The 24,058-nt window shown below is 37.7% G+C and carries 19 protein-coding genes and 1 pseudogene; 11 read left to right on the top strand and 9 right to left on the bottom strand.

The features are described from left to right. Positions 1-178: 178 nt before the first annotated feature. A complete protein-coding gene (gene serC / locus ACG916_RS19020; RefSeq protein ID WP_336953976.1) occupies positions 179-1,258 on the bottom strand; it encodes a 3-phosphoserine/phosphohydroxythreonine transaminase in 1,080 nt (359 codons plus the stop codon). Between the two features lie 349 nt (positions 1,259-1,607). Here serC and ACG916_RS19025 point away from each other — a divergent pair, with 349 nt between their 5' ends. Next, positions 1,608-2,420: an AraC family transcriptional regulator gene (locus tag ACG916_RS19025; RefSeq protein WP_419327947.1), complete on the top strand. Its 813-nt coding sequence runs from the start codon at positions 1,608-1,610 to the stop codon at positions 2,418-2,420. Positions 2,421-2,460: 40 nt separating this feature from the next. Here ACG916_RS19025 and ACG916_RS19030 read toward each other — a convergent pair. Then, positions 2,461-3,057 (bottom strand): annotated as a pseudogene (locus tag ACG916_RS19030) (LysE family translocator). An 85-nt stretch (positions 3,058-3,142) separates the two neighbouring features. Continuing rightward, positions 3,143-3,553 (bottom strand): SRPBCC domain-containing protein, encoded by a 411-nt coding sequence (locus tag ACG916_RS19035; RefSeq protein WP_419327945.1) that lies wholly within the window; start codon positions 3,551-3,553, stop codon positions 3,143-3,145. A gap of 197 nt (positions 3,554-3,750) precedes the next feature. Here ACG916_RS19035 and ACG916_RS19040 point away from each other — a divergent pair, with 197 nt between their 5' ends. The 5 genes from ACG916_RS19040 (at position 3,751) to gltP (ending at position 10,319) form a co-directional block, all read left to right on the top strand. Beyond that, positions 3,751-5,244, top strand: coding sequence for a TolC family protein (locus ACG916_RS19040; protein ID WP_419327944.1), 1,494 nt, complete (start codon positions 3,751-3,753; stop codon positions 5,242-5,244). Positions 5,245-5,257: 13 nt separating this feature from the next. Continuing rightward, positions 5,258-6,514 carry an HlyD family secretion protein gene (locus ACG916_RS19045; RefSeq protein WP_419327943.1) on the top strand — a complete coding sequence of 419 codons (1,257 nt, stop codon included), beginning with the start codon at positions 5,258-5,260 and terminating at the stop codon, positions 6,512-6,514. A gap of 2 nt (positions 6,515-6,516) precedes the next feature. Beyond that, positions 6,517-7,650 carry an ABC transporter permease gene (locus ACG916_RS19050; protein ID WP_419327942.1) on the top strand — a complete coding sequence of 378 codons (1,134 nt, stop codon included), beginning with the start codon at positions 6,517-6,519 and terminating at the stop codon, positions 7,648-7,650. Further along, complete coding sequence (locus tag ACG916_RS19055) at positions 7,643-8,752, top strand: ABC transporter permease (protein WP_419327941.1); 1,110 nt, start codon at positions 7,643-7,645, stop codon at positions 8,750-8,752. The genes ACG916_RS19050 and ACG916_RS19055 overlap by 8 nt, the downstream gene beginning before the upstream one ends. A 277-nt stretch (positions 8,753-9,029) precedes the next feature. Then, the gene (gltP, locus tag ACG916_RS19060) at positions 9,030-10,319 is read left to right on the top strand and encodes a glutamate/aspartate:proton symporter GltP (RefSeq protein WP_419327940.1); all 1,290 of its coding nucleotides are present in this window, start codon (positions 9,030-9,032) and stop codon (positions 10,317-10,319) included. Positions 10,320-10,457: 138 nt separating this feature from the next. On the opposite strand, the gene ACG916_RS19065 is transcribed toward gltP, so the two are convergent. After that, entirely contained in the window at positions 10,458-10,784 is a 327-nt protein-coding gene (locus ACG916_RS19065; protein ID WP_419327939.1) for a hypothetical protein, read from the bottom strand. A gap of 104 nt (positions 10,785-10,888) precedes the next feature. On the opposite strand from ACG916_RS19065, the gene ACG916_RS19070 reads away from it, so the two are divergent. Next, positions 10,889-11,338 carry a hypothetical protein gene (locus ACG916_RS19070; protein WP_419327938.1) on the top strand — a complete coding sequence of 150 codons (450 nt, stop codon included), beginning with the start codon at positions 10,889-10,891 and terminating at the stop codon, positions 11,336-11,338. Positions 11,339-11,490: 152 nt separating this feature from the next. Here the strand turns inward: ACG916_RS19070 and ACG916_RS19075 are convergent, their stop codons facing one another. The 4 genes from ACG916_RS19075 to ACG916_RS19090 form a co-directional block, all read right to left on the bottom strand. Beyond that, the gene (locus tag ACG916_RS19075; RefSeq protein ID WP_336953986.1) at positions 11,491-11,616 is read right to left on the bottom strand and encodes a KGW motif small protein; all 126 of its coding nucleotides are present in this window, start codon (positions 11,614-11,616) and stop codon (positions 11,491-11,493) included. 124 nt (positions 11,617-11,740) lie between these two features. After that, entirely contained in the window at positions 11,741-12,265 is a 525-nt protein-coding gene (locus tag ACG916_RS19080) for a hypothetical protein (RefSeq protein WP_336953987.1), read from the bottom strand. 53 nt (positions 12,266-12,318) lie between these two features. Beyond that, a complete protein-coding gene (purL, locus tag ACG916_RS19085) occupies positions 12,319-16,152 on the bottom strand; it encodes a phosphoribosylformylglycinamidine synthase (protein ID WP_419327937.1) in 3,834 nt (1,277 codons plus the stop codon). Between the two features lie 185 nt (positions 16,153-16,337). Continuing rightward, complete coding sequence (locus ACG916_RS19090) at positions 16,338-17,078, bottom strand: hypothetical protein (protein WP_419327936.1); 741 nt, start codon at positions 17,076-17,078, stop codon at positions 16,338-16,340. A 491-nt stretch (positions 17,079-17,569) separates the two neighbouring features. Between ACG916_RS19090 and ACG916_RS19095 the strand changes: the two genes are divergently transcribed. Genes ACG916_RS19095 through ruvB form a run of 4 tightly spaced genes read left to right on the top strand, consistent with a single transcriptional unit; the run spans position 17,570 to position 21,203 of the window. Beyond that, complete coding sequence (locus ACG916_RS19095; RefSeq protein ID WP_004724400.1) at positions 17,570-18,910, top strand: deoxyguanosinetriphosphate triphosphohydrolase; 1,341 nt, start codon at positions 17,570-17,572, stop codon at positions 18,908-18,910. After that, positions 18,910-19,572 (top strand): hypothetical protein, encoded by a 663-nt coding sequence (locus ACG916_RS19100; RefSeq protein WP_336953992.1) that lies wholly within the window; start codon positions 18,910-18,912, stop codon positions 19,570-19,572. The genes ACG916_RS19095 and ACG916_RS19100 overlap by 1 nt, the downstream gene beginning before the upstream one ends. Positions 19,573-19,581: 9 nt before the next feature. Then, positions 19,582-20,184: a Holliday junction branch migration protein RuvA gene (gene ruvA, locus ACG916_RS19105; RefSeq protein WP_004724404.1), complete on the top strand. Its 603-nt coding sequence runs from the start codon at positions 19,582-19,584 to the stop codon at positions 20,182-20,184. A 17-nt stretch (positions 20,185-20,201) separates the two neighbouring features. Beyond that, the gene (gene ruvB / locus ACG916_RS19110; protein WP_262086242.1) at positions 20,202-21,203 is read left to right on the top strand and encodes a Holliday junction branch migration DNA helicase RuvB; all 1,002 of its coding nucleotides are present in this window, start codon (positions 20,202-20,204) and stop codon (positions 21,201-21,203) included. A 224-nt stretch (positions 21,204-21,427) separates the two neighbouring features. Here ruvB and ACG916_RS19115 read toward each other — a convergent pair whose 3' ends face one another. Then, on the bottom strand, positions 21,428-23,617 hold the full coding sequence (locus ACG916_RS19115) for a TonB-dependent receptor domain-containing protein (protein ID WP_419327934.1): 2,190 nt from the start codon (positions 23,615-23,617) through the stop codon (positions 21,428-21,430). Positions 23,618-24,058: the final 441 nt, after the last annotated feature.

Below are 24,058 nucleotides of genomic sequence, written 5' to 3' on the forward strand. Positions count from 1 at the left end.
ATATTCCCGACGACTTAATGTTTTACCGCATTTATCTCATAAAAAAATCCCTCACTCTGGAGGGATTTTTTTTAAGTCTAGGGCTTTAATTCCCTCCTCCTCTGTTTACTCAATCAAGGGGGGGGGGAAATTAAGGTTCTGATCGCACAACAAATCATTTAAATGTTTTGAAGTATGATTAGCCGTTACGTTGAGCAAAGTCATCCATAAAGTTGACAAGTGCTTGTACACCTTCTACAGGTACAGCGTTATAAATACTAGCTCGCATACCGCCTACTGAACGATGGCCGGCAAGATTGAGTAAATGATTTTCTTCAGCTTCTTTCAAGAATAATTTATCCAGTGCTTCATCTGCCAAAGTAAACGGCACATTCATGATTGAACGGTTTGGAAGTGCGATCGGATTGTTATAAAAATCACTAGAATCAATATAACCATATAGTAATTTAGATTTTTCAAGGTTGGTTCTATACATTGCGTTTACACCGCCCTGCTCAAGCAACCATTCAAAAACCAAACCAGACAAATACCAAGCATAAGTAGCGGGTGTATTCACCATAGAATCATTCTTGGCTTGCGAACCATATTTTAACAAGCTTGGAATTTCAGGTTTTGCTTGATCCAATAAATCATCACGCACGATCACAAGGGTTAAACCTGCAGGACCAATATTCTTTTGCGCTCCAGCATAGATCAAACCAAACTTAGATACATCTAGTGGCGCAGATAAAATACTTGATGAAAAATCAGAGACTAAAGGTTTATCTGTTTCTGGAATATTGGCAAATTGAATACCACCAATTGTTTCATTTTCAGCATAATGGACATAAGCCGCGTCGTCTGACAAGTTCCAGGTACTTTGCTCAGAAATTGCAAGCTTTCCATTTATGCTTGTTGCCGCCTCAACGATATTGATATCGCCGTAGCGTTGCGCTTCTTTAGTGGCTTTTTCTGACCAAATTCCCGTATGGATATAATCAGCTTTGGAATTTTTACCCAATAAATTGAGCGGAATTGCAGAAAACTGAAGTGATGCACCACCTTGTAAGAACAATACTTTATAATTCTCTGGAATGTTCATCAATTTACGTAAATCTGCTTCTGCTTTTTCAGCGACAGCCACATAGTCTTTGCTACGATGGCTCATTTCCATGATGGATAAGCCTTTACCATGCCAATCCAATAACTCAGCCTGAGCTTTTTCTAAAACGGCAGTAGGTAATGCAGCAGGACCAGCACAGAAATTGTACGCGCGCATGATTTTTCCCTTTTTTAAAGTGAAACGAATGAAATAGGCGCATTTAACCACAAATCGACATTTCTTGCAGTAGCTTTGTCAGTCAATATTTCAATATGTTTAAAGATTTAGAGTTGATATTTCTATTAACTATAGACAATTAGAGAAGCAAAATATTGTAGCTAGACTGCGCATTGATATTTTAATCATCATCCTGAAACAATGATTTATTGCCATTCTGATTTTATTACTGACTGCACAAAGCTAGAATATCCGTTACTCATATCCATATACGGATAAAAACTCAATTTATAAGCTTAACTCAGTTATAATTTATCCAGCTTAAACTTTATTCATTGGTAGATGGTAAATGCCAGCCTCAAATCATCAGGATTGGATTCGGACAGCATCAGAAACAGATCGATTTGAACGTATCGAAGCATTTTTTAATGATCATGCCTATGAACCGCATCGGCATGATACCTATGCCATTGGTCGCACCCTTTCAGGCGTTCAAAGTTTTCATTATCAAGGTGTCATGCAACATAGCCAGCAAGGTATGACAATGGTACTGCATCCAGATGAAAAACATGATGGCGAATCAGGTACACAAGAAGGTTTCCGCTATCGCATGGTGTATATAGAACCTGCAAAAATTCAATCTATTTTAAAGGGTAAACCTCTACCCTTTATCGAACATGGGATCAGTACAGATCCTCGATTATTTAAAGCCACCAATAATTTTCTACAAAGTATTGAAAATCATATGGAAGTCTTGGAAGAAGAAGATGCGCTGTATGATCTGGCCATGGCTTTAAATGAAATTTCTTTTCAACCATTATCACAACGGCTAAGTTTTGATTATCGTGCAGCAGAAAAAGCCAGAGAATTTATTCATACATTATCTGAACGAAATATCAGCTTGGATGATTTAGAAAAAAATATTGGTCGCGACCGGTGGAGTTTATCACGCGACTTCCGTTTATTGTTTGGAACCAGCCCACATCGTTATTTAACCATGCGCAGGCTGGAAAAAGTTAAAATCAATTTAATCAAAGGGGCTTCTTTAGTTGCAGCTGCAACAGATGCAGGCTTTTATGATCAAAGCCATATGACTCGACATTTTAAACAAGCATTTGGACTCAGCCCTGCGCATTGGAAAAAGATCAATCATTTGCCTTAGGTGTAAAACACATACAGATTCAGTTCAAGATTTTGATTTATCAAAACAAATGCATTCCTATAATAAAATCTCGAAGTATTCCAAGTCCTGTAATAATCAGCATGATTGCCATAATTTTATTTAAATAATTAAACCATTTAGGATCAGAAATTTTATCCCCTAAAAATTTACCCGCCAAAGCATATACGAACGGCGCTCCAGCAGCACCAATAGAAATGATTAAAGATACAACGAAAATCATCACGCCAGTAATTTTAGCCGCAGGATACATAATTGTCGTGACGGGTAAAATCACCAGAATTCCTTTAGGATTAAATAATTGAATTAAGAAACCATTTAAGAAAGTCAGTTGGTATTCGGCTTTTTCAGTTGTTTCTAAATATACTGTCAACATTTTAACAGCGATATAAAAGGTATATACCGCCCCGACCAAAGAAATATAGTCTAGCTAATTGTGAGGAATAACAGCCTCACCAACATAGCCCAAGGTCAAAAATAGAAATAACATTGCACAACCCACCCCAATGAAAAAACCAATGGATTGTTTAAGCTGCCCAAGCAGTCCTGAATTCAATCCAATGAAATTTACAGGACCAGGGCTATACATCACACTCAAGGTATAAAGAAAGATTTCCACAACAACACTCAACTTTGATCTAGACGAATTTCAAAAGATCAAAGTAAGTCTGTGGAAATATTTTGTATTGTACGTTTGTGCAAAACTAGCTTTTATTTTCTACATAGCGTGCAAAATTATCTAAAATTGCTTGCCAACCTGCTTGCTGTTGTTCAATTGGATATACCGTTTCAGGATCAAAACTAATCCTCACCACAACAGCATCATTTTTCTGTTCAAAGTGAACTTCAGCATTTCGTTCGCCAAAAGAATAAGCAATTTTTTTAAGGGGAATAATTTCAGTATATGTACCCGAAAAATCAAAGCCCATACTGCCATCTTTAGCTTCCATACGATTTGAAAATTGACCATCCACACGTAGATCATTTTTAGAATTGACTGTGTGCCAATCTGCTGAAGCGGTATTCCATTGTTGTATATCCTCTGGATTATTATAAATATCCCAAACTAATTCGATTGGTGCTGTCACCACAGACTCAATGGTAATTCTTGCCATTTTTTTCTCCTTATATCTATTTTGAGATTCAATTTATTGATTGAATTATCATGGTTTTGATTATAATTTAATCACATCTATACTCATTATCGAAACTACAAAAACCACACATATTAAAGTATACATTTAGATTATTTATTCTAGTCATTCAAGGTTAGAATAGTCTCAAATTTAAACAAATGCTGATGATTTTTCAGATGAAATTTAGAACTTGCTATTCACTTAAAGCATTATCAAAATTGATACAAGTAAGCAGCTTTGTAGCCTTAAATACGGCCTTTGTATCCGTCACGTTTGCTGAAAATCTAAGCTATGTACAAGCAGAACAATATTTACTTGAAAACTCTTATACCACCCAAGCCAATCAAGCACTCAGTCAAGCTTCTAAACTTCAAGCAGAAGCCGTCAAAAATATTGGTCTACCTCGCATCGATTTAAGTGTACGTGCCTATAAGTTTCATACTGAAACAGATATTCCACTAAATGGGGTCAAAAATAATCTGGAACAGACGCTTTCACAAGGGGTGAATGATCGGGTTGATCAATGGCAATCTGAACAGAACATTCCATCGAATATCACAGATCCTTTAAAACAAGGACTAAACCAAGGAATTCATAGTGGTATTGGCTTAATTCCAGATACAGCCAATGTTGTCCTTGAAGATCAAGTTGTTCGCCCTACAGTTTCTGTGATGATGCCAATTTATACTGGCGGGATTACCTCGACAACAAAGCAGATTGCCAATTTAAAAGTTGAACGTAGTCAACTCGATGCTAAACAACAGCAAGATACACAACGTTTTGAAGTGATTCAGGCGTATTTTAATGTGCAATTACAACAACAGCTATTCAATGCCAGTCAATTCAATCTGAGTGCAATGCAACAACACTATGACAATTCACTCAAACTTGAAAAACAGGGATTTATTAGCAAAGGACAACGCATGCAATTTGAAGTTGCGCGCAATAATGCCCAGCGTTCAGAACAAAATGCTTCGGCAAATTTACAAGCCAGTCAGTTCCAACTTCAAAATTTATTGCATAAATCCAAAATTGATCTATTGACGACACCTTTATTTGTCAATCGTCAGCAAAGCCAATCACTCAACCAACTCCTTGCTTCTTATCCTGAAACTTCAAGCCTAGTTCGAAAAATGCAAATGGATACACAGCTTGCCAATCAGAATGTCAAAATCCAGAGCGCCGCAAAAAAACCAACCCTTTTTGCGTTTGGAGAATATAGTTTAGATCAAAACCAAAATTGGATTGTGGGTGTTGCTGCTCGCTACAACCTATTTTCAGGGATTGATAAGAACAAAAATGTCCAAGCCGCTGAATTACAGAGATATGCAACAGAGCTTATGACAGCGCGCACCCAACAAGAGATTGAGAATATTATCTACAAATCCTATAGTGAGCTCGCCACAGCACAGCAGTCCAATCAATTACTACAACAAAATGAACAAGCAGTGTTAGAGAATTTAAGAATTCAACAATTATCATTTAAAGAAGATATGGGCACCGCCACTCAAGTCATCGATGCACAGAATCAACTCAGCCTACTCAAAACCGAAAAAGCACTCAATGCCTATAAATACGTGCTCTCCCTAGCAACTTTGCTACAAAGCCATGGTTCTATTGAACAATTCAAAGACTACGTCAATCAAACTAATACAGATTATATTCGTTAAGATGGAGCATAAAATGACAAAACAGCATGACCATCACAATGGACAAAATGATTCATCTTCAACTTCGCAAGCTGATGCAAACTCAGATATTTCATTAAATGAAAATTTAGTTCATCCAGAAATGAATACACAAAACAATACAGATCCGACCGCTTTATCTGATGCAACTGTAGCGCAACAACCTACAGCCGACCAAATTGAATCTGAAAAAGACACACCAATCAAAGATTCGGCACAGGAACAAAGTGCTGCGACAAACATCAACAACGATCAAAAACCTTCTAAAAAGAAAACTATTCTGGTCATTGGCGCAATAATTTTTATTCTATTATTGGGATTGATTGCGTTTGGTCTATGGAAAAGTTATCAGCCTAAAACAGTAGATGTTCAAGGACGTGTTGAAGCTGAAACATTACATGTCAGCACTAAAGTTCCGAGTCGGATAGAAGGCATCTTTGTCAGCGATGGTCAAAAAATTAAAAAAGGACAACTGTTAGTTACTCTAAGTAGTCCAGAAATTGCTGCAAAAAAACAACAAGCCCTGGCAAGTTTACAATCCGCCTTAGCCTTACAATCGACAGCAGACAGAGGTTCTCAACAAGAAAATATTGATACCTTATATGCCAATTGGCAAAGTGTAAAAGCGCAAGAAAATCTTGCAAAAATGACCTACCAACGTGGGGCTAACCTCTTTGCACAAGGGGTTATCTCGCGTCAACGACGTGATGAAATGCATGCCGCTGCACAATCAGCCACTCAAATGAGTGAAGCTGCTTATCAGCAATATGCACGTGCAAAACGCGGCAGTACCACTGAACAAAAATCTGGGGCTGATGCACAAGTCGAGATCGCGAAAGCCGCTGTTGCGGAAGCCAATGCTTTAGATGCAGAAACCAAACTATACTCTCCTGTAAACGGCACTGTATCTAAAACTTACGGTAAACCCTCAGAACTGGTGGCTATTGGTGTTCCTGTTGTGAGTATTATTCAAGATGAAGAAAATTGGGTCAGTTTAAATGTCCGTGAAGATCAATACACCCAAGTTTATCAAGCGAAAAGCTTAGATGGTTTTATACCCGCACTCAATAAAACAGTGTCATTTAACATCAAAAATATAGATGCTGAAGGTGAGTTTGCAACCATTAAAACCACACGTCAGACAGGTGGTTATGATATTCGTAGTTTTAAAGTTAAGCTTACACCCGCTGAAGCCGTACCTGAATTAAAAGTAGGCATGAGTGTGATCTTTAAATTAAAAGAGAGCCAATAAGCATGTGGACGGGCATGTTAAGAGAGCTTCAATATTTGCTCAAGCATAAATGGGATTTATGCTTAGTCACACTTGCCCCGCTCTTTGTGATTATTTTATTCAGTAGTATGTTTTATGCAGGAAAAGCTGAACATTTACCGATTGCAATTATTGATCAAGATCAAAGTGAACTTAGTCGCAATATAGAAAAGTATCTTAGTCATAATCATACGGTTTCAATCTACACTGTATCAGACAATCCCAATGAAGTTGAGTATCTGCTCAATCAGACCAAGATTTGGGGATATGTGCATATTCCAGCAGGTGCTGAACAACGTCTGGTTCAAGCACAAGATTCACAGATCAGTATTGCTTTTAATCAGTCTTATTTTAGTATTGGCAATGGGATTTCTTCAGCGATGCTTCTCTCTACGGTTGAAGCGATTGCTGATTTTGCAAAGAATTCATATTTTGAAAATAAAATTCCTTATGCTGAACTTTCCACAGCAAATATAAAAATTTCTCCCCTGTTCAATCCCAATCTCAGTTATGAGTTCTATTTAGAACCCTTTATGATTCCAGCAATTTTGCACTTATTGCTATGTTGTTGTGTGGCTTTTGCAGTGGGTCAAGAATTGAAATACGGCACATTAAATCAATGGGTTCAAGACAAATCTGTATTAAATGCACTTCTGGCAAAAAATATGGTCTATGTGTTAATTTTCTGTTTTTGGACTTGGGTATGGCTGTTTTGGCTGGTGGTAATCCGAGGTTGGTTCATTGCTGGTAGTTTATGGATGATTTTACTTGGACAGTTCTTACTTTATTCAGCCTATGCACTGATCAGTAGTAGCGTCGTTCTCGCAACTAAAAATTTATCTAAAACTTTTGGATTTATTGCAGTCTATGGTGGCTCTTCGCTAAGTTTTGCAGGTGTCACGCTTCCCTTAAATAATGCACCAATTTTTACCAAATTTTGGGCCAACATTATTCCCTATACACCTTATGCGAAATTACAAACTGAGCAATGGGTTGTTGGCAGTCCTAGTTTTATTTCGATGGTTCCTTTAGCCATCCTTGCTGCATATTGTATTTTCTATTTTGCATTATCAAGTTTACTCCTCAATAAAAATTTAAGGGGAGTAAAACATGATTAAATTCTTTAAAGAGCTCGCTCGATACTATGTAGACACTTTTAAAAATATTGGGAAAAACTCGTCTATTTTGACCACTATGGTGCTTTCAGTATTTTTTTATAGCATTTTTTATCCTACAGCCTATAAAGCGCAAACTGCTGAAAGTTTGCCGATTATTATTGTTGATGAAGAACAAAGCTATCTGAGCAATACCATCATTACTGAAGTTGCCAAAAGTCCCAATATAAAAATTACTGAAATCACTGGAAATTTTGAACAAGCAAAACGGATGGTTCAAGAGCAAAAAGCCGATGGTATTTTGTTATTACCTGAGAACCTATCCAATAGTGTGGTTCGAGGTGAGGCTGGTGGTATTGGTCTATATCTCAGTAGTGCTTATTTTCTTAAAACCAAACAGATTGGTTTAGGCTTAGCCACTGCAATTGAAAATGCCGTTGCAGAACAAGCCGAAAGGTTTGGCAAAATTTCACATTTCCAAGTCGCGCTTCCGATCCATCAAATTCCGCTGTTTAACACACTTTCAGGATATGGCAGTTATATCTTTCCTGCAATTGCGCCTCTGATCATTCACCAGACTATTGTTCTAGGATTGTGCATGTTGATTGCGGGGTATCGTGAAAGACGATGGCGAGCCACAACTACTGAGTTTTTGGGAATCTATTTAGCAGCACTCACGATTGGTTGCCTCGGCTGCTATTATCTATTTGGTTTCACTTACTGGATCAATGACTATCCGAGAGGCGGCAATTTTTGGGGCATGTTGTTTTCCGTTCCGATTTTTATTAGTTGCGTGATTGCAATGGCAATGCTTTTAGCCAGCTATCTAGATATTTCAGAACGTGCTGGACATCTGATCGTTTTCACCTCAATTCCATTGTTTTTACTGTCAGGTGCAGCTTGGCCCTTGCAAGCAATGCCAACTTGGATGCAGTATTTTGCTCATCTCTTCCCGTCTACTCAAGGAATTAATTTATTTATTCAGTTAAATCAAATGGGTGTGCCGATTCAGGTGGTTATTCCAAAGTTAATTTATCTCGTATGCTTAACAGGAATTTTGATGATATGGGCATATATACGCCTAATGCAAACATATAAAAAATAAGAATAGTTGTGTGAAATTTAATTTATATAATGAATTAAAATTAACAATAAAATCGAATCCTTTAATCAAACTGAACTATTTTTAATCATTTGAACGCATTTTTGATAAAAAAGTTAGTACTGCTGACGCAAATAGCGTCAGAATAGGCCATTTTCGAAATACTCTGAATACTCAGAATCTCCCACCCTAAGGCGCCCACATGCTTTAGCGGGATTTCTTTTGTGTTTTTTTGATAGAGTTTTCCTTTTCGCCAAAATCTGAATTTTAAGGGCTCAGTATGAAGAAAATGAGAATTAGCCTTGCTTGGCAAATTGTTATTGCGCTCTTCTTAGGTATTCTTGTTGGTGCTTTTTTGCACAACGCACCTGAAATTCGCGGTGACATCATTGCAAACTTTTTACAACCATTGGGTAAGATTTTCATCAATCTGATCAAAATGATTGTAATTCCACTTGTGCTTTCCATGCTGATTTTAGGAATTGCCAATGCGGGTGACAGTAAAAGTGTCGGTAAACTTGGCTTTAAAACCATTGTTTATTTTGAGATTATTACGACAGTTGCAATTATTGTAGGCTTAGTTGCTGCCAATGTATTCCAACCTGGTGCAGGCATTGATATGTCTACACTGACAACCTCTGATATTTCGCAATATAAAGAAACGACACAGGAAGTCAGCCATGAAGCTCATGGCTTAGTAAATACTGTTCTTTCACTTATCCCACCGAATATTTTTGCGGCAATGGGTGATGGGCACATGTTGCCGATTATTTTCTTTGCAGTCATTTTCGGTATTGGTCTAGGTTCATTGACTAAAGAAACCAAGCAACCGTTGATTGACGTGTTAAAAGCTGTTTCTGAAACAATGTTCAAAGTAACTCACATGATCATGATGTTTGCACCATTTGGTGTATTCGGCTTGATCGCTGCGACTGTAGCAAACTTTGGTTTTAGTTCATTATTACCATTAATTAAACTTGCTGTTTTAGTTTATGGGGCAATCCTGTTCTTTATCTTTATTGTGCTTGGTTTTGTGGCTAGATTCTGTGGTTTTAGTATCTGGACAATTATCAAAATCTTAAAAGATGAACTTATTCTTGCTTACTCCACTGCAAGCTCTGAAACCGTTTTACCACGTATGATGGAAAAAATGGAAGCTTATGGTGCGCCAAAATCAATTACCAGTTTTGTTGTTCCTATCGGTTATTCATTTAACTTAGATGGTTCAACACTCTATCAAAGTATTGCTGCTATCTTTATTGCACAACTTTACGGTATTGATTTAACCATCACTCAACAGCTTGTTTTGGTCTTGACCCTGATGATTACCTCTAAGGGTATCGCAGGCGTTCCTGGTGTGTCTTTCGTGGTTCTATTGGCAACTTTAGGCAGCGTGGGTATCCCACTAGAAGGCTTAGCATTTATTGCGGGTATTGACCGTATTTTAGATATGGCTCGTACTGTATTAAATGTGATTGGTAATGCACTTGCTGTTCTTGTAATTAGTAAATGGGAAGGCAAATTCGATACTGAGAAACAAAAATCTTATAATTTTGATGCCACACATTAATTTTTTAAGATCAGAAAAACCACCTTCGGGTGGTTTTTTTGTACATGCTTGACTGAGATTACCTACCTTTTAGACTACTTTCAATTCCACTAATCGCTCCAAAAGATTGAATATATGATATGCAGAATAATTAACTTTCTAGCATTGATCAAGATACTGTTTTAATGGCATTTTACCCTTCTTTAAAATGATTTTAATCTGCGCTTTTTTACCTACTTTGACAAATTCTTGGATGATATAACCATCTTTTTCAAGGCATAAATTCCAATCATAAACTTGCACCCCATGAATTACTAAGCTTTCAACTTTCCATTCGGCCTGTTTTTCAAAATTCACTATCCCCAATTTATTTGTGAATTTTTCATCATATTGATCATCTATTTTTGCAGGATGTACTGATGTTACTAACACGATTTTTACATCAGGAATTGCTACTCCCTGCTCATTTACAACAGTCACAGTCACTTGAGGCTTCTGTGTTTTATATATCGGGTAACAGCTAGTTAAAGAAATCAGTATTGGTACTAGAAATATGCTTCTTTTCATGATCTCATCTATTTAAAAAAATTTTGATTTTTCTAAATCAATTCTCTCATATTAATAATTTTTTTTATTTTCATCATCTGACATTTTTGTATTCCCCTATAAGCTATCCAAATAAGGCGGCTTATATTTACTTTAAATTATTAAATAGTTACCTTTATATTTTAGATTTCATAGAAGAAAGACCAATGAGAAACAGCTATTTAATTGCAGTCATGCTATCAAACATATTTTTAAGTCAAGCACATGCTAAAAACGATGATGTAGCACAATCTTCTGAATATATTTCTAGTGGCGCAGAGGCTGGAATTGTATCTATTGATGCTATACAGGAAGCAGCTTTGGAAGCTGAAAATGTTGATTTTGACATATCAACAAGTACAGCTGCTTCAGATGCGGCGGCTGCAGCCGCTGATGCTGCAGAAGCTGCTGAACGAGAAGCACAAGCAACAGAAAAACCATCTAAATCAAAATGAATAGAAAGTGCTATTTGCAGTAAACATGCAAATAGCTTGCTCTTGTGTTTATCTCATGAACATATCTTTATCAGAGATAAAAACCACAATAAAGTGCCTTTTGTCATTAGCAACTAAAAACTCTCAATCAGAGAACGTACTCATTTCGTTAGCTACGCGATTAAATATGCACTGAGAATAATCAGCATTTGTATAGCTAAAATAACACTAAACCATTTCCAGCCTTTTTGGCGAAGGATGACCTTATCTGCTGTTGAATAATTGACTGTTCTTATCATTTTATCACCTCATTCTTGCTACATCATGGAACATCTTTGGGGCAAAACATCGGTCTTTTAATAGACAATTTATAACATGCAAAAAATAAACCAACCCTAAAAGTGTAACAAATTTCCAATACCTTCATTGATGTTCATTCGAGGCTTCCCAGTAAAATTTTTTTCCGAATGACAATGAGTTAATCAATTTTCTTTGTTGAATCCACTCAATATGAGGAAAACAATAACCATCCGATTCAGCAAAAAAACGCTGACCTTTTTGATCTATCAACTCGACTTGCACACAAAAATAATCCCCATATAACGTCGAGGGCTTTAAAAGATGACCGTGATCGAAGTCAATTTTAACCATGGCTAAACTTAAATCAGTCAGAAATTTATGATGGACACTTAAGCAATCAACTAAATATTTAGAAAATCTTTGATGGACTTTCTCTAAAAAATTATCGTTAATGTCATGGTGCTGATTCAATAATCTAAAAGTAAAACTAAAGGTATTTAAATGTCTTGCATGCGTATACAGTACGCCTATACCCCAAAAGCCATAATAATCATGATAGCGATTGCTAAACTTATCCAAAATAACTCTTGTCACATCCAATAATCTTTTTTTCATTTTTAGTAAGTATTCAATATTTTCAACCATCATAGATTAAAAAAGCCCCTTACGGGGCTTTTACAATTCATTGGTCTAGGATTTAATTAACCAATAAACTTACGCGCATTACGGAACATACGTAACCATGCACCATCTTCCGTCCACTCTTCAGGCTTCCAAGAATGCTGAATTGCACGGAAATTACGTTCAGGATGCGGCATCATAATCGTTGCACGACCATCTTTTGAAGTCACCCCAGAAATTGCTTCAGGAGAGCCATTTGGGTTCAGTGGATATTGTTGAGTCGCATTACCCAAGCTGTCTACATAACGTATAATTACTTGGTTACCGGCATTTAACGCAGCAAAGTTTTCAGCAGAAGTTTCTGCACGACCTTCACCATGTGCAACAGCGATTGGTAAAATAGAGCCTTCCATGCCTTCTAAAAGAATCGATGGAGATTTCTCAACTTTCACATTCACAACACGGGCTTCAAATACTTCTGAAGTATTACGGCGGAAACGTGGCCAGTTGTCTGCACCCGGAATGAGTGGCGAAAGCTGAGCCAACATTTGACAGCCATTACAAATACCTACAGAGAAAGTATTGTCACGGTTAAAGAATTTCTCAAATTGATCACGAAGTTTAGGATTAAACAGTACGGACTTAGCCCAACCACCGCCAGCGCCTAAAACATCACCATAAGAGAAACCACCACAAGCAACCAGACCTTCAAAGTCGTCTAAATCTACACGACCTGAAAGTAAATCACTCATGTGAACATCAACAGTATTAAAACCCACTTTATCGAATGCCGCAGCCATTTCAACATGACCATTTACGCCTTGCTCACGTAAAATCATCATGTTTGGACGGCGTTCATTGATATAAGGAGCTTCAACAGGCTCATTTAAATCAAATGTTGGTAATGCAATTATACCTTTATGATTTTTATCACCAATTAATGCAAATTCTGAATCAGCTGTTTCTACATTATCACGTAAACGTTGAATTTGATGAGAAACTTCAGTCCAAGCTTGTTGCAATTCAGTGCGATCAAGTATCAGACCGTTCACTGACAATTTATCAGAATCATTGACAGTACCAACAACGCAAATCGCTTCTCTTAAACTTGAAGTTGCAACTTCATCTGCCAGACTTGACCAGTCTGCTTTAGAAATTTGCAATACTGCGCCAATTTCTTCAGCAAATAAACTTTCAGTAGATTGTTCGTGAAGTGATACCCCTAAACGTGAAGCAAACATCATTTCAGCAACGGTTGCCAATAAGCCACCATCACCGATGTCATGATATGCCTTGAGCAAACCGCGATTATTCCAATCTTGAACCAATGCAAAGAATGCTTTGAAATCTTCAAAGTTATCGACATCAGGTGTAACAGAACCAATTGCCTTATACACTTGTGCAAGGATCGAACCGCCTAAACGGAACTGACCTTTAGATAAATCAATACGTACTAGAACTGAATCTTCATTTTTCAATTCAGGTGTTAATGTTTTACGAACATCCAACACAGGTGCAAATGCAGTGATGACACCAGACATTGGTGAAGTCACAGATTTATCTTCGCCTTCGTCATTCCAAGTCGTACGCATCGACAATGAGTCTTTACCCACTGGAATTGCGATACCCAATGCAGGACACATTTCCATACCGATGGCTTTTACACCTTCGAATAATGCTTGATCTTCACCTTTTTGACCTGCGGCCGCCATCCAGTTAGCAGACAGTTTAATATCACTGATCTGTTCAATATTGGCACACATGATATTGGTGATGGACTCAGCCACGGCCAAACGTGCAGAAGCAGCAGGATTTAACAATGCAACAGGAGGACGCTCACCCATTGCCATTGCTTCACCGGTATAGCCTTGTAAGCTTGTTGTGGTTACCGCAGCATCCGCAACTGGAACTTGCCAACGGCCCACCATCTGATCACGCGATACCATACCCGTGATTGAACGGTCACCAATGGTGATTAGGAATGATTTTGAAGCCACTGTCGGGTTTTTCAATACACGGAAGATTGCATCTTTTAAATCGACTTTAGATGCATCAAACTCATCACCTTTACGTTGAATCGTTTCGTATGTACGACTCATACGTGGCGTGCCACCAAGCATGACTTGCATTGGCATATCCACTGCTTTGTTTTCAAACAATGGATCGTTTACAGTCAATTGACGTGCTTCAGTCGCTTCTCCCAATACCGCAAATGGGCAACGTTCACGGGCACAAATCGATTCAAATAACTCTAATGATTCTGGTTTAATGGCAAGCACATAACGTTCTTGTGCTTCATTTGACCAGATTTCCATTGGTGACATGCCTGGTTCAAGCGATGGGATTTTACGAAGATCAAGAGTTGCACCCAATTCGTGATCATTCACAAGTTCAGGCATTGCATTGGAAACACCACCCGCCCCCACATCATGTACAGATACGATCGGGTTAAAGTCTTCCATTCTCCAACATGCATCAATCACTTCCTGACAACGACGCTCCATTTCTGGGTTTTCACGTTGTACAGAAGCAAAATCTAGGTTTTCACCTAATTTACCGCTATCTACAGAAGAAGCTGCACCACCGCCCAAACCAATGAGCATCGCAGGACCACCCAGTACAATCAGTAAATCGCCGGGCTGAATTGCATCTTTTTCAACATGGTCAGGACGAATATTTCCGTAACCACCCGCAATCATAATCGGTTTATGGAAACCTTTTACTTCGCCATTAACATTTTGCTCAAAAGTACGGAAGTAACCATTTAACGCAGGGCGACCAAACTCGTTGTTAAATGCTGCACCGCCTAAAGGACCATCAATCATGATCTGAAGTGGTGATGCCATACGAGATGGTTTACCGTAGTTTTCTTCCCAAGGCTGTTCAAAACCTGGAATATTAAGGTTAGAAACCGTAAAGCCCGTTAAACCTGCTTTTGGTTTACCACCACGGCCTGTTGCACCTTCATCACGAATTTCACCACCAGAACCTGTCGCAGCACCTGCAAATGGAGCAATTGCGGTTGGATGGTTGTGGGTTTCCACTTTCATAAGAATGTGGGCAGCTTGGCTCTTATATTTATAAATATGGTGACCCGTGGCTTCATCTTTTTTCGGATAGAAACGCTGTGTGTCAAAACCAACAATTACAGAAGCATTATCTTTATATGCTGACAAAACATCTGTAGGTGATTCTTTATAGGTATTTTTAATCATTTGGAACAATGATAATGGTTGTTTTTCACCATCAATTGTCCACTCTGAACCAAAGATTTTATGACGACAATGTTCTGAGTTTGCTTGAGCAAACATCATCAACTCGATGTCATGCGGGTTACGCCCCAACTTATTAAATGCTGCAGTTAAATAATCAATTTCTTCATCTGACAATGCAAAGCCAAACTCAGAGTTTGCTTTAACCAGTGCATCTTTACCTTGCCCCAAAATATCAATTGAGTATAAAGGTTTAGGCTCAGTTTCAGAGAATAAAGCTGTTGCGTCATCAATTTTATTGAAAACGCTTTCTGTCATACGGTCATGTAAAATTTGTTTTACTTCATCAGAAATTTCAGAAATTCCCTTTAAAGTAAACAAAACACCGCGTTCTAAGCGGTGTACAGGTGTATTACAGTTGGCAAAAATATCGGTTGCCTTAGATGACCACGGTGAAATTGTACCGACACGTGGCGTGACTAAAATCTGGACTTCGTCACTTGCAGCCTGACGAACTTCAAACGATGCGCCATCGTTTAAAAGCTGTAAAGCAGATTGCTGTTGTTGCTCGTTGAGCGTTTGGTCGAAAAGGTAAACCCATTGGCTTTCTATTGATTGAACAGAACTGATCGACGCAAGGCGTGTTAATAGTTGTGTTTGCTTAAAAGAAGAGTGTGCAGGTGCACCGGCAACGATAAACATGCTGTTTTTGGCTCCACGGGCAGGTTTTGGCAACCCACCTCAATGTGACTTGAAGAGAGCGCATATTCTACTGTGAAAGCAAGATTTCAGCTAGTCATATCCCACTTAAAAAACGCTGAAATCTTGGTTTTAAATATCCGATTTACTTTGACTTTCGTCTTTAAACATGATTCGTAACAATTGAATTATTGAGCTGTATAATGAAACTCAGCCGTTTTAGGATCTTCTTTCGCAATGATTCCGCTTTTTTGATAAAAGACTTTCCCACAAGAAATCTCAGGATCGATTTCACCATCAATATCATAGGATAATCGGACATTGATATGTTCTAAATATGAGTTTTGGGATGCAGAGTCAATGAAAAATACATCTAAACTTTCCATGTTATAGCACACATAGATTTTTTCAGGATGCGAGTTTTTATTCAGATCAATTGTATAGGTATGATCCGCATTTTGAGTCATTCGATCAAGCTTGAGGGCCACCGCATTAACCAAATCGCCACTTTTATTAATCGCATACGCATAGTTTGCCGTATCATTTTTATAAGCTTCGTTGCAGTTTTTAGTTGGTTGCCCAATCTTTACCTTGCTAGGTGTAAGATCCTCTATTGTAAATTTAGCTTTTCCATTCAACATACTGCTCGGTAAGATACTCCAATACTGTTTATTTTGAGAATTTGGATCATCTGTCCAAATACAATTATTTGTCAGATGACCATCTGGCGTTTCTTGAAAAGCAAAAGTCGCGAAAGCTTGATCTACTGGTTCAGGCTTGGCAGGAATGCTTTCTTCGATTTCAGCTTTGCTCGCTTCATTTTTTTTCTGAGTTTCGATTTCTTTGTTTTGATTAGATAGATTTTTATCAGTTGGGCTACACCCTGCAAATAGAATAATCATAGTTAATAAGAAGAAATTTTTATTCATGCTTTACTCTTTTTTTAATGATACAAGGATAATGTTTATTCATTTTAATTGTTTATAGGGATAAACATATTAACTTTAATCATGGAAATTTTCCTAATGTTTGGACTATCTAGATTATAAATTGCTTTACAGATCATTCAAAAATTTACTGCTCAATATTTAGTGGATTGAAAAGATCAAAAATTAACAGGCGATTGTATTATTGGATAATTTTTAGATGATGGTGAACAGCTTTTAATTCGCCTTGATTCTGAAACACCTGATTATGGCTCTGTTGCTGTCGTGAATCCAATTACAGCGAGAGATGATTGGTTTAGTGTTGAAGCCAACTTTTATAACTTCATTATGAATTATTTTGGATATAAGGGTGAAAAATACTGGGAAAATATTTCTCAAATATAAACCGACCAAGACAACTTATGTCGCCCGCCCCTAGTACATTTTCAATAAATTTGGCATCATACGATTAACGAAAGAATGAATAATGATAAATGACTCAAATGCGTTGGTTAGAACTCCTTTCAACAGTTCGTTTAGGTAGTAAAAAGCAAAGTACAGAACAGGCACGAAGTCCATTTCATAAAGATTATGACCGCATTATATTTTCGCAAAGTTTTAGACAACTCAATCGTAAAACTCAAGTTCATCCACTGACCCAACATGATGGTATTCATACACGGCTCACGCACTCTTTAGAGGTGTCATGTATTGGCCGTTCTTTGGGAATGCTCGCTGCTGAAAAAATCAAAAATGAACTCCCCGTTTGGATCTCCCCAGCAGATGTAGGGGCAATTATTCAAGCTGCATGTTTGGCACATGATATTGGTAATCCACCCTTTGGGCATGCTGGTGAATATGCGATTCGTGAATGGTTTGATGATGCTGCACATACAAATTTTTTACAAGACCTGAGCCCTGAACAACAAGCAGATGTACGACAGTTCGAAGGTAATGCCCAAGGTTTAAGACTGCTTACTAAAATTGACTATCATCCTCATGATGGAGGTATGCGTCTTACTTACGCAACGTTAGGAGCTTACTTAAAGTATCCTTGGCTCTCTAAGACCATCGAATCTCAAGGAAATACTCCTGCAAGCAAACGGGCTAAATTTGGCTGTTATCAAGCTGAAAAAGAAATTCTTAAACAGATTGCAGATCAACTCGGTTTAATTCAATTGGGTGAGTATCATTGGTGTCGTCATCCGCTGACGTATTTACTAGAAGCTGCTGATGACATTTGTTATGCCTTAATTGATTTAGAAGACGGTATTATTCTCAATATGCTCAGCTATGAAGAAGTTGAACCTATTTTTCTTGATTTGTTAGGAGATTATGGCGTTCCCGCTGAACTTAGTATGCCGTATATGACTTGGCAACAAAAAATTGCCGCTTTGCGTGGTCGTGTTATGAAACGTTTGGTCGATGAAGTAACCACTGCTTTCGCAAAACAACATTATCAAATTTTGTCAGGCCAGCTAAAAGGTTCATTACTGCAATACTGCGCTGAGGATATTGAGATTGGGATTGATCGAGCAAAAAACCTTGCCCGTGAAAAAATATTTGAACACCCGCAAAAATCAGGTTTGGAAATTATTGCCCATCAGAGTTTACAGCATATTTTAGATGCCTTTATTCCCCTTACCACACCGAATAAAACATTAAGTTTTAAAGATGGTCGTTTACTGTCTATATTAGAACGGTTTGGTGCACGCTTTAGTGATCATCACTATGACAATATTATGCAAGTCTTAGATATTGTGAGTAAATTTTCAGACCATCAAGCCTATAACTTAGCGCAAGAACTTCAAGGTAATAAGGTTGGTTTTTTCTGATGAAACGGTTTGTAGATGATGGAATCACATTGAATAAATTTTCTCGGCAACCTATTTTAGTAGAATGTCCATTTTGTTTAAAAAATGCCACCGTCTATACGAAAAAAATTGATGATGTTGATTTTGAGCAACCCTTTTTTAGTTGCCAAAATTGTTGTAAATCATTTGACCAAAAAGCCAAACAAGAAAATAACTTAGGCTATTTCTCTGGGGTTTATTTAGATATTGAAGAAACTTGTCGTTGTAAACGTGGAAAATTTCAGTTTCATCAATACTATGCAAAAAAGAGTTTTGTTCCTCAATTTATTGAATTGAATTGCAACTTTTGCCCAATTTCCAAACGGATCTATCCTAACCAATTTGATATACGCAAACAATTTAATCGCGGCTTCAATACAGATCCTTATTTTGGTTATTGCCTAACACTATGTGTAGCAACAAGAAATGGACTTGTTTTCGCCTATAATCAAGAACATATTAACTGTTTAAAAGATTATATTTCTGCAAACCTTAGACAAAGAACTTATTTAAATACCAATAAAACCTATTTTAATCGTTTACCTGCTTGGATAAAATCTGCCCGAAATCGCAAAGAAATTCTTAAAGCAATTTTGCGTTTAGAGCAAATGGCATCTACTATTCAACCATTAACAAATAAGTGAACAAACTCAATGATCGGATGTCTTATTGGTGAAGTCTTAGCTTTAGAAGCACCTACCGTACTTTTAAATGTAAATGGCGTAGGTTATGAGATCGACACGCCACTCTCAACATTTTGCCAATTACAAAAAGGTCAAAAAGTTACCTTATGGACACATTTAGCCGTACGTGAAGATGCTCAATTGCTATATGGCTTCTCTAACGCTCAAGAAAAAACCATCTTTCGCACCCTGCTAAAAGTGAATGGTGTAGGTCCTAAAATGGCTTTAGGCATTCTCTCTACACTGAGTGTGGAAATGTTGGTACATACTGTTGAGAATGGTGATGTGAAAACTTTAGTTAAAGTCCCTGGCGTTGGTGCAAAAACAGCCGAACGTTTAATGATCGAGCTGCGTGATCGCTTTAAAGCCTTTGCTACAGGTACCACACCGAGTAATTCGACTTCAACTCAAATACAATTTACGGGCAATTCTGCTGTTGCTGAAGCTGAAGCGGCATTGCAATCTTTAGGTTATAAACCTTTGGAAGCACAAAAACTGATTAATGCCGTGAAAGCAGACTATACTGAAGCAAGCGACATTATCCGTGCTGCACTTAAATCCATGAATAAATAAGATAGATTAAGACACTCATGCAAGACCGTTTAATCAGTGGGGCTGAAAAACCCGAAGATCATTTTGATCGTGCCATTCGTCCAACCTCTTTGGATGATTATATAGGCCAACCTGTTGTACGAGAGCAAATGGAAATCTTCATTGGTGCTGCTCGTGGTCGTGGTGAAGCACTTGATCATACCTTGATCTTTGGCCCACCCGGTTTAGGTAAAACCACATTGGCCAATATTATTGCCCGTGAAATGGGGGGGAACCTTAAATCTACCTCTGGTCCTGTCCTAGAACGCGCAGGTGATTTAGCTGCAATGCTGACCAATCTTGAAGAAGGGGATGTGTTATTTATCGATGAAATTCATCGCCTCTCTCCAGTAATTGAAGAAATTCTTTATCCCGCGATGGAAGATTACCAACTCGACATCATGATTGGTGAAGGCCCTGGTGCACGTTCGATAAAATTAGACTTACCACCATTTACCTTGGTTGCTGCGACAACGCGTGCAGGTCTACTCACCTCACCTTTGCGTGATCGCTTTGGAATTGTGCAACGTTTAGAGTTTTATTCAGTAGAAGATTTAACTCATATTGTGGCGCGTTCAGCAACATTAATGAATGTTCCCACAACAGCAGATGGGGCAAAAGAAATAGCTCGTCGTGCACGTGGTACTCCCCGTATTGCTAACCGTTTGTTACGTCGTGTCCGTGACTATGCACAAGTTAAAGGTACTGGTGAAGTCACTCAACACATGGCACAACGTGCATTGGATATGTTAAATGTTGATAAAGATGGTTTAGATACTTTAGACCGTCGTTATTTATCGATGTTATTAGAACGTTTTGATGGCGGCCCTGCTGGTGTTGAAGCTTTAGCCGCAGCAATGGCTGAAGATTCAGGCACCTTAGAAGATGTGATTGAACCTTATTTGATTCAGCAGGGTTATGCTATGCGTACCGCTCGTGGGCGTATTGCAACCAACCAAGCCTATTTACAGTTTGGGATGACACCACCTGAGCCAAAATAATCAATAAATGGGAATATTCAATATTCCCATGTTCTTCTTATTTTTTCTAAAAGGCTTTAAGTTTTATAGAGAAATCTCTTCTCGTATATTTTTAGCATCTAACCCCTAACAATCTGTGTCGATTTATGTAAATATTTTTATAAAAATTAAATACATAAAAGAAGCTACATACAAAAACCCTATAAAAATAGGGCTTTTGTATTGCTACTCTAAGCTGAGATTTATTAGAATTTAAATGTTGTACTCAATTGAACACGACGCCCCTCTTGAGTATTGCTATATTGATTGTAATAAAGTGAACCTACTTTCTCATAATCAATAAAGTTTTTATCAAAAATATTATATAAAGCAACGCCAATATCCCACGCATCATTCACATTAAAATTTGACCCTATATGCATCAAACTATATGCCTTAAAATCACCCAATGCATCATAGACCCCTTTTTCTGTTGCAGACAAATTATTATATGTAGCGGCGTAACGAGCACGTTCACTACGATATTCACCACGAGCCCATAATTGGATATTATCATCAGCTTGCCATTTTAACGACGCGTTAACAATATGTTTAGGCGTATCGTTTAAAGGCGGATTACCCAGTGCATTATCCTGAATTTCTGTTTCGGTCCACGTATAGTTCAAACCAAATTTCCAAGTCGGTATAAATTCCCAATTTAAGCCTGTTTCAATACCATAGATATTTGCTTTTTGAGCATTGGTCGGACGTCTTACACTCCAGGCACGGGAGCCAGTATCTCCAGGTTGCATTAACCAAGGCGTACCCACACTTGCCATAAAATCTTCACAAGCTTTTTTGTCTTTAGAATCCTTGGCATCACATGTTCTTTCAATTGGGCCAGTGACTATTTTATCCTTCACCTGACTATAAAATGCTGTGATATTAGCATCAAAATTAGAATCATTATTAAAATAAGTACCTAATTCAAAGTTATTACTTGTTTCAGGTTTTAAATCTGGGTTACCAAAAAGAGGGGTTCGTCCTTGCCCACCTACGTTATAAATTCCATGGGTCAGGCGTTCTAAGCGAGGTGCTTTATAGCCTTCACTATAGCCACCTTTAAACGTCCAATTGTCATTTGCGTTCCAAACTAGATATGCTCTAGGGGTCCAAAACGTACCAAATGTATCATGATCATCAAATCGTAAACCCAACGTTAAAGCTAAATCAGGGCTAAGCGCCCATGTGTCTTCAGCGAAAAGACCCAATTGCTTAAACGAAACTTCTTTATTCACTCTTAATCCATCTTTAATGCTCGCATCCCACCATTGTCCACCAAAGGTAATATTGTGCCCATCAAGATATTGGGTTGCGAATTTAGTATCAAAAATCGTGTCTTCGCTTTCTAAACGACGGGGAGTCATCACATTTAAACCAGCTTGAGCACGTGATGGAATAAGGCGACCAACTGTTTCAGTTTGAGTATTACTAATACTGGATTCCAAGCTTCCTAATTTATTACGCCATGTATGTGCAAGCGTGAGTCGATCTCTATTATATTCTTGTGCATTATCATAGCCACCATTGGCCCCAAGCGTACCAAGTTGCCCTTTACTATTGTCATACCATTGCTCAGTTTTTTCATACTCTACGGAGAGATCATGTTGCTTAGTTGGTGTGAATGTTATGCGAGCCCCTATAGTTTCTAAATCCGATTTGGTTGGATTATTTCCCATACTCAGTTCTACTGAATTATTATTGTTATCAAGATAGCCTACATTGGATTGACTACGTTGCGCTTTTCGAGCACGAAGTTGTACTCCCAACAAATCTTGAACAATCGGACCGGTAATAAATGCATCAGCAGCACGTTGATTGCCAAAACTTGAGCTACTAGGGAGTAAAGTACCTTCTAATGTTATTGAGCCTGTCCATTCATTTGAAACTTTTTTTGTAATGATATTGACGACGCCACCCATTGCATCAGAACCGTACAATGTAGAAGCTGGTCCACGAATAATCTCAATTCGTTCAATTGCTGAAATTGGAGGAATAAAACTGTTATTTGATTCACCAAAACCATTTGGTGTGATGTCTCCTGTGCTGTTCTGACGACGACCATCAATCAAAACCAGAGAGTATTCAGAGTCCATCCCTCGAATACGTATATTTAAACCACCTGTTTTCCCAGCGCTAGGGCTAATATCGACACCCTCAACATCAGTTAAAGCGTCTGCAATTGAGTTTATTCGTTTGTCTTTTAAGTCTTTTTCTGTAATCACAGTAATACTTGCTGGTGCATCTTTAAGTTTTTGCTCATAACCCGCAGCAGAAACAACAATTGTAGCAAGTTGTTGTGCATCTGCAGATTCAGTATTGCGTTCAGCGAAAGCTGAAGTTGTTGTAATTCCTAAAAATGCAATTGAGATTGGATAAAGGTTAAACTTACTCATAAATAGAATTCCAATAGATGGACGAGATAAATAATTGACAAAATAAAAACAAATAACACAAATACTAATGATAAGAATTATCATTAGTAATAAAAAGCATACAAAAAATAACCTTCCCAGTAAAGACTTATTACACTTAAAATTAACTAAAACTTAATAAAATATTTATTGGTTTTCACAAAGCGATTTAACGACACAGATCCAATTAAAAATTTTACTATTTTATAAAATTCATCTTCGATAAGTCATTTTTACACAGCGCTAAATATAAACTTCTACTGTCAGATTAAATCTTCAAACAAGTCTTTTCTTAATTTCCATAACATGTTGTAAGGCTTATCAAAAACAGAGGTGGATCAGGAAATTTGAACAACACTTATAAGTGATATTTTGCTCCCCAAATGATGTTATAAACATCAATATATGGAGTATTTTATGGCA

The sequence above is a fragment of the Acinetobacter legionensis genome, assembly GCF_048552295.1.
In the GTDB taxonomy this organism is placed as follows: Bacteria; Pseudomonadota; Gammaproteobacteria; order Pseudomonadales; family Moraxellaceae; genus Acinetobacter.

Excerpts from the sequence above, each read along its gene's own strand:
- ACG916_RS19055 (WP_419327941.1), top strand. The coding sequence starts at position 7,643 with ATGATTAAATTCTTTAAAGAGCTCGCTCGATACTATGTAGACACTTTT.
- ACG916_RS19075 (WP_336953986.1), bottom strand. The coding sequence starts at position 11,616 with ATGATAAGAACAGTCAATTATTCAACAGCAGATAAGGTCATCCTTCGC.
- ACG916_RS19025 (WP_419327947.1), top strand. The coding sequence starts at position 1,608 with ATGCCAGCCTCAAATCATCAGGATTGGATTCGGACAGCATCAGAAACA.
- ACG916_RS19100 (WP_336953992.1), top strand. The coding sequence starts at position 18,910 with ATGAAACGGTTTGTAGATGATGGAATCACATTGAATAAATTTTCTCGG.
- ruvA (WP_004724404.1), top strand. The coding sequence starts at position 19,582 with ATGATCGGATGTCTTATTGGTGAAGTCTTAGCTTTAGAAGCACCTACC.
- ACG916_RS19045 (WP_419327943.1), top strand. The coding sequence starts at position 5,258 with ATGACAAAACAGCATGACCATCACAATGGACAAAATGATTCATCTTCA.
- serC (WP_336953976.1), bottom strand. The coding sequence starts at position 1,258 with ATGCGCGCGTACAATTTCTGTGCTGGTCCTGCTGCATTACCTACTGCC.
- ACG916_RS19035 (WP_419327945.1), bottom strand. The coding sequence starts at position 3,553 with ATGGCAAGAATTACCATTGAGTCTGTGGTGACAGCACCAATCGAATTA.
- purL (WP_419327937.1), bottom strand. The coding sequence starts at position 16,152 with ATGTTTATCGTTGCCGGTGCACCTGCACACTCTTCTTTTAAGCAAACA.
- ACG916_RS19080 (WP_336953987.1), bottom strand. The coding sequence starts at position 12,265 with ATGATGGTTGAAAATATTGAATACTTACTAAAAATGAAAAAAAGATTA.
- ACG916_RS19040 (WP_419327944.1), top strand. The coding sequence starts at position 3,751 with ATGAAATTTAGAACTTGCTATTCACTTAAAGCATTATCAAAATTGATA.
- ACG916_RS19090 (WP_419327936.1), bottom strand. The coding sequence starts at position 17,078 with ATGAATAAAAATTTCTTCTTATTAACTATGATTATTCTATTTGCAGGG.
- ACG916_RS19050 (WP_419327942.1), top strand. The coding sequence starts at position 6,517 with ATGTGGACGGGCATGTTAAGAGAGCTTCAATATTTGCTCAAGCATAAA.
- ruvB (WP_262086242.1), top strand. The coding sequence starts at position 20,202 with ATGCAAGACCGTTTAATCAGTGGGGCTGAAAAACCCGAAGATCATTTT.
- ACG916_RS19115 (WP_419327934.1), bottom strand. The coding sequence starts at position 23,617 with ATGAGTAAGTTTAACCTTTATCCAATCTCAATTGCATTTTTAGGAATT.
- gltP (WP_419327940.1), top strand. The coding sequence starts at position 9,030 with ATGAAGAAAATGAGAATTAGCCTTGCTTGGCAAATTGTTATTGCGCTC.
- ACG916_RS19095 (WP_004724400.1), top strand. The coding sequence starts at position 17,570 with ATGACTCAAATGCGTTGGTTAGAACTCCTTTCAACAGTTCGTTTAGGT.